Below are 6,953 nucleotides of genomic sequence, written 5' to 3' on the forward strand. Positions count from 1 at the left end.
CAATTAGACATTAAAAAAAGCAAATCCTATATACATTAGGATTTGCTTTTCAATTAAATTTTTTCTACATAATTTGAGTCTGAGATTTTTTTTCTTCTATTGTTTTGGCACACCAAGCGAAAATTGAGCCCGATATATTGTGCCAGGCACTAAATAATGCTGCCGGAACTGCTGCAAGTGGCATCGCTGCAAATTGACTTGCAGCAAGTGATGCAGCTAGACCTGAGTTTTGCATACCAACCTCAATGGCAATCGTAATACACTTTTTGCGATCCATACCAGTTACTTTACCTACAAAAAATCCTAGTGCATATCCACATAAATTATGAAGTATAACTACTATAACAATTACCCCTAATGAACTTAATATTTTTTCTGAATTTGCACCAATTACACCACCAACAATACATGCTATTGAGATCGTAGATACCGCTGGCATATAATCTTCTACAACATTTGCCTTTTGTTTTATAATTGCTTTTACTATTAATCCTAATGCAATTGGAAGTAAGACAACTTGAATAATGCTTATAAACATGTTTATTGGATCAAAACTAACTGTTTGTTTTATCAATAAATATGTAATTGCGGGAGTTAGAAATGGTGCTATCAGTGTTGATACTGTAGTCATAGCAACAGATAAAGCTACATCTCCTCCCGCCATATATGAAATAACATTAGATGCTGTTCCTCCTGGACATGTACCTACTAATACTACTCCTACCATAAGTGCTTCTTCCAGTCCAAAGGCTTTCGATAATAAGAATGCTATTCCAGGCATAATAATAAATTGTGCAGCAGTTCCTTTAAATACATCAAGAGGTCTCTTTAGTACTATTTTAAAATCATTTATGCTTAACGTCATACCCATACCAAACATAATAATACCTAATAAAATATTAATAAAAGACTGTCCAAATATTTTGGATGTTACCCACTTGAATGAACTTGGCGTTACAAATCCAAGTACCATAAAAATAATAATTATAAGACCGAAATACTTAGAAATTAATTGTGCTACTTTTTTCATAAAAACTACCCCCTCATTTTCCGATAACAGACCCCTTTCTTCATTATGAATATAAATGTTTTATAAGTTAAAATTTATTATGGACCTGTTTATACTATTATAGCTTGGCTTTGCCGTTGATACTTACTATAATTTTGAAATATATTACTAGAATTAAAACATCAAAATATTAATATATATATTAAAAAATAAAGGATTTCACTTTAGATGGTAGTATCTAATTTTGCAACGTATATTTTTTATCTAATTCATTTGTAATAGCTGGCCTTTTATCAAATATAAATACTAAAAAGAAAGTAACAAGGCATATTGGCCATTCTAAATATATTGGATGAGCTACTATATGTGTTGCTGGAACAAATGTCCATGCCACAAGTATTAATATTCCGACACTTAAAGTCCAAACGGCAGCACTCTTTTTACATAGTTTTGGTGTAAACATCGTTGCCAATACTAAAATAGTAAATGCAGTAGTGAGCGATAACCCAATTAAAAGTGTACTTAAAATTCCTACTACTGTGCTCGCAAGTATATATGTTATTATGCTCATTATCAAAACTATAAAACGCGAATACATTAGCTCATGTTTCTGCGTAAAATCTGATTTTACATATACTTTTAGCACATCATTTATAACTAGCGTAGCACTTCCGAGTAGTAACCCGGTAGCTGTAGATACATCTGCAGCCCATAATCCTGCCAAAGTTATTCCAGCTACAATTGGATTAAGTGACATAACAACTTTTGGGAGAGCCATGGCAGCATTTTCAAGTCCCGGAAACTGAGCTGCCGCAATAATTCCATATAATGCTGCAATAAATCCCACTGGCAGTATAAAAAGAGCCCCAAGTAAGTACCCCTTTCTTGCTACATTGCCATCTTTTGCAGCAAATGAGACTTGAACAACTGCTTGATTAGACATCGATTGAGTAATCATAACAACAAACCAAGCCAGCACCACTGCTCCACCAACACCCGAAACGGGATTAAACCATGGAGTAACTGGATTTAATTTTGAAACTATATTACTCATTCCTCCAATATTATTTAAGGCAACAATAGCGCCCATAATAAGTCCGACATATATGACTATTACATTAATTATATTACTAAGCCCCGCTGCCCAATAACCGCCTATCAAAGTAATACTAATAAACACCACCGCTGTAGTAATCATTCCTAGTTTAAATGTAAATATATTAGGTAGTAATGCATTCAATATTGATGCACCTGCAACATACTGCAGTGAAGTAATAACCATTTGAATAACTAATTGACCAATAACACCTATTAATTTTCCTGTTTTTCCATAATATTTGCCCAATAATTCTGGAACTGTAGTTATCGCCATTTTTCTAAATTTTTTAGCTACTACTAATCCTGCAATAGCTGCACCAGCAGCCCAAGCAGCATTATACATCCCTGCAGAAATCCCTTTAGTATATGCGCTTTCTGCAACTCCAACAGTTGATGCTCCACCTACTGCAAGTCCGGCGACCATAACAGCAACTACTGATGCAGGCATACCCCTCCCTGCAAGTAGAAACCCTTCCGCTCCACCCTTTTTAGACAATTTAGTAGAATACCACGAAACTCCAAGCAATATAATAATATATAAAATGACTATAATTAATGGTATATTCATTATTTTTCCCCCTACAGTTTTAATTTTATGTTTTATTATAACACAATTATGATATTTTTCAACATTACATATGCCAATTGAGTGAAAATAAAGAAAATTAGCTCAAACCTTAACTATGAGGACAATAAAAGCGTTGGTCGAGAATTTTCAAATTCTAACCAACGCTTTGCATATATTATAATATTATTTCAACTGCAATCTTGCTAAATTATACGGCCTAAGAATTCTTTAACCCTTGGATTTTCAGGATTATCAAAAAACAAATCGGGTTTACCTTCCTCTATAATTCTACCTTCATCCATAAAGATTATTCTATCTGCTACTTCTTTTGCAAAACCCATTTCATGTGATACAACAAGCATAGTCATTCCATCCTTTGCTAACTTTTTCATGACAGTAAGCACATCTCCCACAAGTTCTGGGTCTAGTGCAGATGTTGGTTCATCAAACAGCATAAGCTTTGGCTCCATAGCAAGCGCCCTAGCAATAGCTACCCTTTGTTTTTGACCACCAGAAAGCATTGCTGGATAAAAATCTTTTTTATCCAGTAGCCCTACTTTATCAAGTAATTCCTCAGCAAAAGGTATTGCTTCTTGCTTTTTCATCTTCTTTACCTGAGTAGGCCCCTCTATAATATTTTCAAGAACTGTCATGTGTGGGAACAAATAAAAGTGTTGGAACACCATTCCCACACTTTGACGCATTTTATTAATAGCAACCTCTTTATTTTCAACTAAATCTTTTTCAAAATATATTTGACCACTCTCACTAGTCTCAAGGAAATTAATGCAACGTAGAAGTGTACTCTTCCCAGACCCACTAGGTCCTATTACAACTACAACCTCCCCTTCATAAACGGTCAAATCAATATCATGTAATACTTTGTTATCTCCAAAGCTTTTGTTAATACACTCAACTTTTATCATAGCCTTATCGCTTCGTTTCGCCATTGTACTCACACCTACCTTTCATTGACAGCAAGTCGTTTCTCAAGTTTATTTACAAAGAAACTTAAAACACCTGTTATTATTAAATAATAAATTCCAGCCAGAATTAAGTATTCCATAAAACGAAAATTAGATGATCCTAGCTGTTGAGATTTTAATAAGAGCTCTCGTACTGCAATTGTACTTGCTAAAGAAGAATCCTTAACAGCAATTATAAATTGATTCCCAAGATTTGGGACTGCACGTTTAAATGCCTGTGGTAGTATAACCCTTCTCATTGCTAGAAAATTAGTCATTCCTATAGACCGCGCTGCTTCCATCTGTCCCTTATCTATAGATAGTATTGAACCGCGAAATATCTCTGCTATATATGCAGCGTTATGAGCTCCGAATGCAATTATTGCCGATGGGTATGGATCTAACTTTATAATATTCGCAAGTCCAAAATATACAATAAAAAGTTGTAATATAATTGGAGTTCCACGAATTATAGTTACATAAAAAGTGGATATATAATATATTATTTTAATTTTAGAAAGCCTTCCAAATGCAATAATTAATCCAAAAATAACACCTACTATTATGGATGCTGCAGCAATTTTAAGAGTTTCGAAAGCAGCAGGTATAAATATGGGGAATTTTTCGAAAATCAAACTAAAATCATAATTCAAGTTATTCCCTCCTATCGGAATATCCTATTCAATTAGAACATAATATCCTTAATTTTATATTTTAAATAATTTGTATTGATTTATTTTAACTCATCTATACTTTTTATCTTTGAATCTTTTGAAACGAAAAACTGAGCACCTGAATAATAATATGGATCTGTAAAATCTACAGCTTTAAGTCTCTCAGGAGTTACAGCCATACTACCCAAAATAGCATCATAACGTCCGCTTCTAAGACCCTCTAGAATTCCACTCCAGTCAGTAGTTACGGGTACATATTTTACACCTAATCTTTTAGCTACCTCTTCTCCTATTTCAACGTCAAAACCTGTTAATTTGTCATCAGATGAGAAATAATTAAATGGTGGATAACCCCCACTCAAAGCAAAAGTGATTTTCCCAGCTTTTTTTACTCTCGCTAAACTATCATCCTTCGCAGGAGTATCCGTTGGTAGTGTTTTTTTATAGTCAATTCCATCAAGAATATTTTTTGCGAAATACTTATTACTTAACTTTGCATATGTACCGTCTGAAATAATTTCGCTTATCTTTTCATTAATAGCTTGACGCAATGTATCATCATCTTGCCTTATAGCAACTGCAATAGTTTCTTCATATATTAAATCCCCTACAGGTTTTAGTCCTTTGAAATTCGATTGTTTTATAGCATTTAACCCAACTAGCTTGTCCGTAATTACACCGTCTATTCTTCCATTTGCAAGCTCCTGTAAGTTTAAATTATCATCCTTGTATGACTTAATTTCTGTTATCTTACTGTATTCCTTTGCCTTTTCGCCAAATGTTGTTCCTGTAGCTACACCAATCCTTATTTCATTCTCCTTACTACCACAAGCGGTAAATAGAGTTGTAGATATAACTGCTGTTAACATAATACAAAGAGTTTTAGACATTCTTTTCATTATTAACCTCCATTTATTTATTTTTACAAATAATTTTGATTGTTAATGTTTATTAATACTATAATCTTTATAATCTTTTACATTTCTTTATATTTTTTACCATGTAACAACTTGATTATAATATACAAGTTGCTTCCTGTCAAATATACGTAATAATGTTAACCACCTCTATTTATTAATAATACGACCATATATATATCCAAATACAGTTATATTCACTTACTTTAGTTACTAAATACTTTTTAAAGTTAAATAAACTATTTACATTATTATGGTAGTTTTATAATATTTATATAAAGCTTGTGAAAACGATTATATAAAATATATAGGAGGTAATCATACTAATGGAATATAATTTAAAGTTTGGAAAAGGCAAAATGAATTTAATTATAGACAATAATAATATTATAGGTGTATTAACACCCAATAAAATTGAAGTAGGGTTAACCGGCACTGATGAAGTTAAAAGAGCAATGAAAAATCCTATCGGCTCAGAAAGACTTAAAAATATAGTTAATCCGGGAGAAAAAATAGTAATAATTACTAGCGATATAACAAGGCCTATGCCTAGCAAAATCGTGATTCCTATAGTTATAGCTGAACTAAACGATATAGGTATAAAAGACAGTGATATTGTTATAGTTTTTGCACTTGGAAGTCATAGATCACAAACAGAAGATGAAAAGAAATATCTACTTGGCGAAGATATTTATAATAGAATAAAGTGTGTAGATAGTAATGAGGCTGAGTATATCCATCTAGGAATAACTGCATATAATACACCAGTAGATATATGTAGTGTCGTAGTAAACGCAGATCGAAGGATTTGCCTTGGTAATATTGAATATCACTATTTTGCGGGGTATAGTGGTGGAGCTAAAGCTATAATGCCTGGAGTATCAACAAGGGCAGCAATTCAATCAAATCATAGTAGAATGGTTGAAGAAAATGCTAAAGCTGGAAATATCAAAACCAATCCTGTTAGGATAGATATTGATGAAATCGGAAAATTTGTAAAAATAGATTTTATAGTTAACGTTGTCCTTGATAGTAATAAAGAAATAATAAAAGCTGTAGCAGGTCATTATATAGAGGCCCATAGGGAAGGCTGTAAATTTTTAGATGATTTCTACAAAATTAAAATACAGGAAAAAGCAGATATTGTTATTACTACTCCGGGGGGCTATCCGAAAGATATAAATCTTTATCAAGCACAAAAAGCATTAGATAATGCAAAACATGCTGTAAAAGATGGTGGGATAATAATATTGGTAGCATCTTGTATTGAGGGACTTGGAGAAAAAACTTTTGAAAATTGGATGTTAAATACTAAGAAATCTGAAGATATGATTGTAGAAATAAAAAATAATTTTCAACTTGGAGGACATAAGGCAGCAGCAATCGCTATGATTTTGCAACATTCTAAAATATTTTTAGTATCTGAATTAGAATATGATTTTGTAAAAAATATATTTATGGAACCTTTTAATAATGTTCAAGATGCTTATAATCAAGCACTGAGTGAAAAAGGAGATACTGCTAAAGTTATACTAATGCCCGTTGGTGGATCCACTTTACCATACTAATTATTATTGTCTTAATATATATACAAAAAGAGGTGTTTATTTACCAATGTCATTAAGTTAACCATCTTGTGACAAATAGAATTATAGCCAATTGAAAGTATGTATGCTTTTAATTGGCCTTTTTCTTTTACAACTATTATTTTTGGGCATGCAA

The 6,953-nt window shown here is 32.4% G+C and carries 6 protein-coding genes; 1 reads left to right on the forward strand and 5 read right to left on the reverse strand.

The features are described from left to right. Window positions 1–64 precede the first annotated feature (64 nt). From KPL55_RS22005 to KPL55_RS22025, 5 genes are all read right to left on the reverse strand, one after another. Window positions 65–1,030, reverse strand: coding sequence for a bile acid:sodium symporter family protein (locus tag KPL55_RS22005; protein ID WP_216308907.1), 966 nt, complete (start codon window positions 1,028–1,030; stop codon window positions 65–67). Window positions 1,031–1,247: 217 nt separating this feature from the next. Continuing rightward, complete coding sequence (locus KPL55_RS22010) at window positions 1,248–2,675, reverse strand: sodium:solute symporter family protein (RefSeq protein ID WP_246599742.1); 1,428 nt, start codon at window positions 2,673–2,675, stop codon at window positions 1,248–1,250. Between the two features lie 203 nt (window positions 2,676–2,878). After that, complete coding sequence (locus KPL55_RS22015; RefSeq protein ID WP_216308914.1) at window positions 2,879–3,601, reverse strand: amino acid ABC transporter ATP-binding protein; 723 nt, start codon at window positions 3,599–3,601, stop codon at window positions 2,879–2,881. A 35-nt stretch (window positions 3,602–3,636) separates the two neighbouring features. Continuing rightward, window positions 3,637–4,293, reverse strand: coding sequence for an amino acid ABC transporter permease (locus KPL55_RS22020; protein WP_216308908.1), 657 nt, complete (start codon window positions 4,291–4,293; stop codon window positions 3,637–3,639). An 80-nt stretch (window positions 4,294–4,373) separates the two neighbouring features. After that, window positions 4,374–5,213, reverse strand: a complete 840-nt coding sequence (locus KPL55_RS22025; RefSeq protein WP_216308909.1) for a transporter substrate-binding domain-containing protein — start codon at window positions 5,211–5,213, stop codon at window positions 4,374–4,376. 344 nt (window positions 5,214–5,557) lie between these two features. On the opposite strand from KPL55_RS22025, the gene larAH6 reads away from it, so the two are divergent. Next, window positions 5,558–6,799, forward strand: coding sequence for a nickel-dependent malate racemase, LarAH6 family (larAH6, locus tag KPL55_RS22030; RefSeq protein ID WP_216308910.1), 1,242 nt, complete (start codon window positions 5,558–5,560; stop codon window positions 6,797–6,799). Window positions 6,800–6,953: the final 154 nt, after the last annotated feature.

Source organism: Clostridium lacusfryxellense, assembly GCF_018861735.1.
Lineage (GTDB): Bacteria > Bacillota > Clostridia > Clostridiales > Clostridiaceae > Clostridium_AD > Clostridium_AD lacusfryxellense.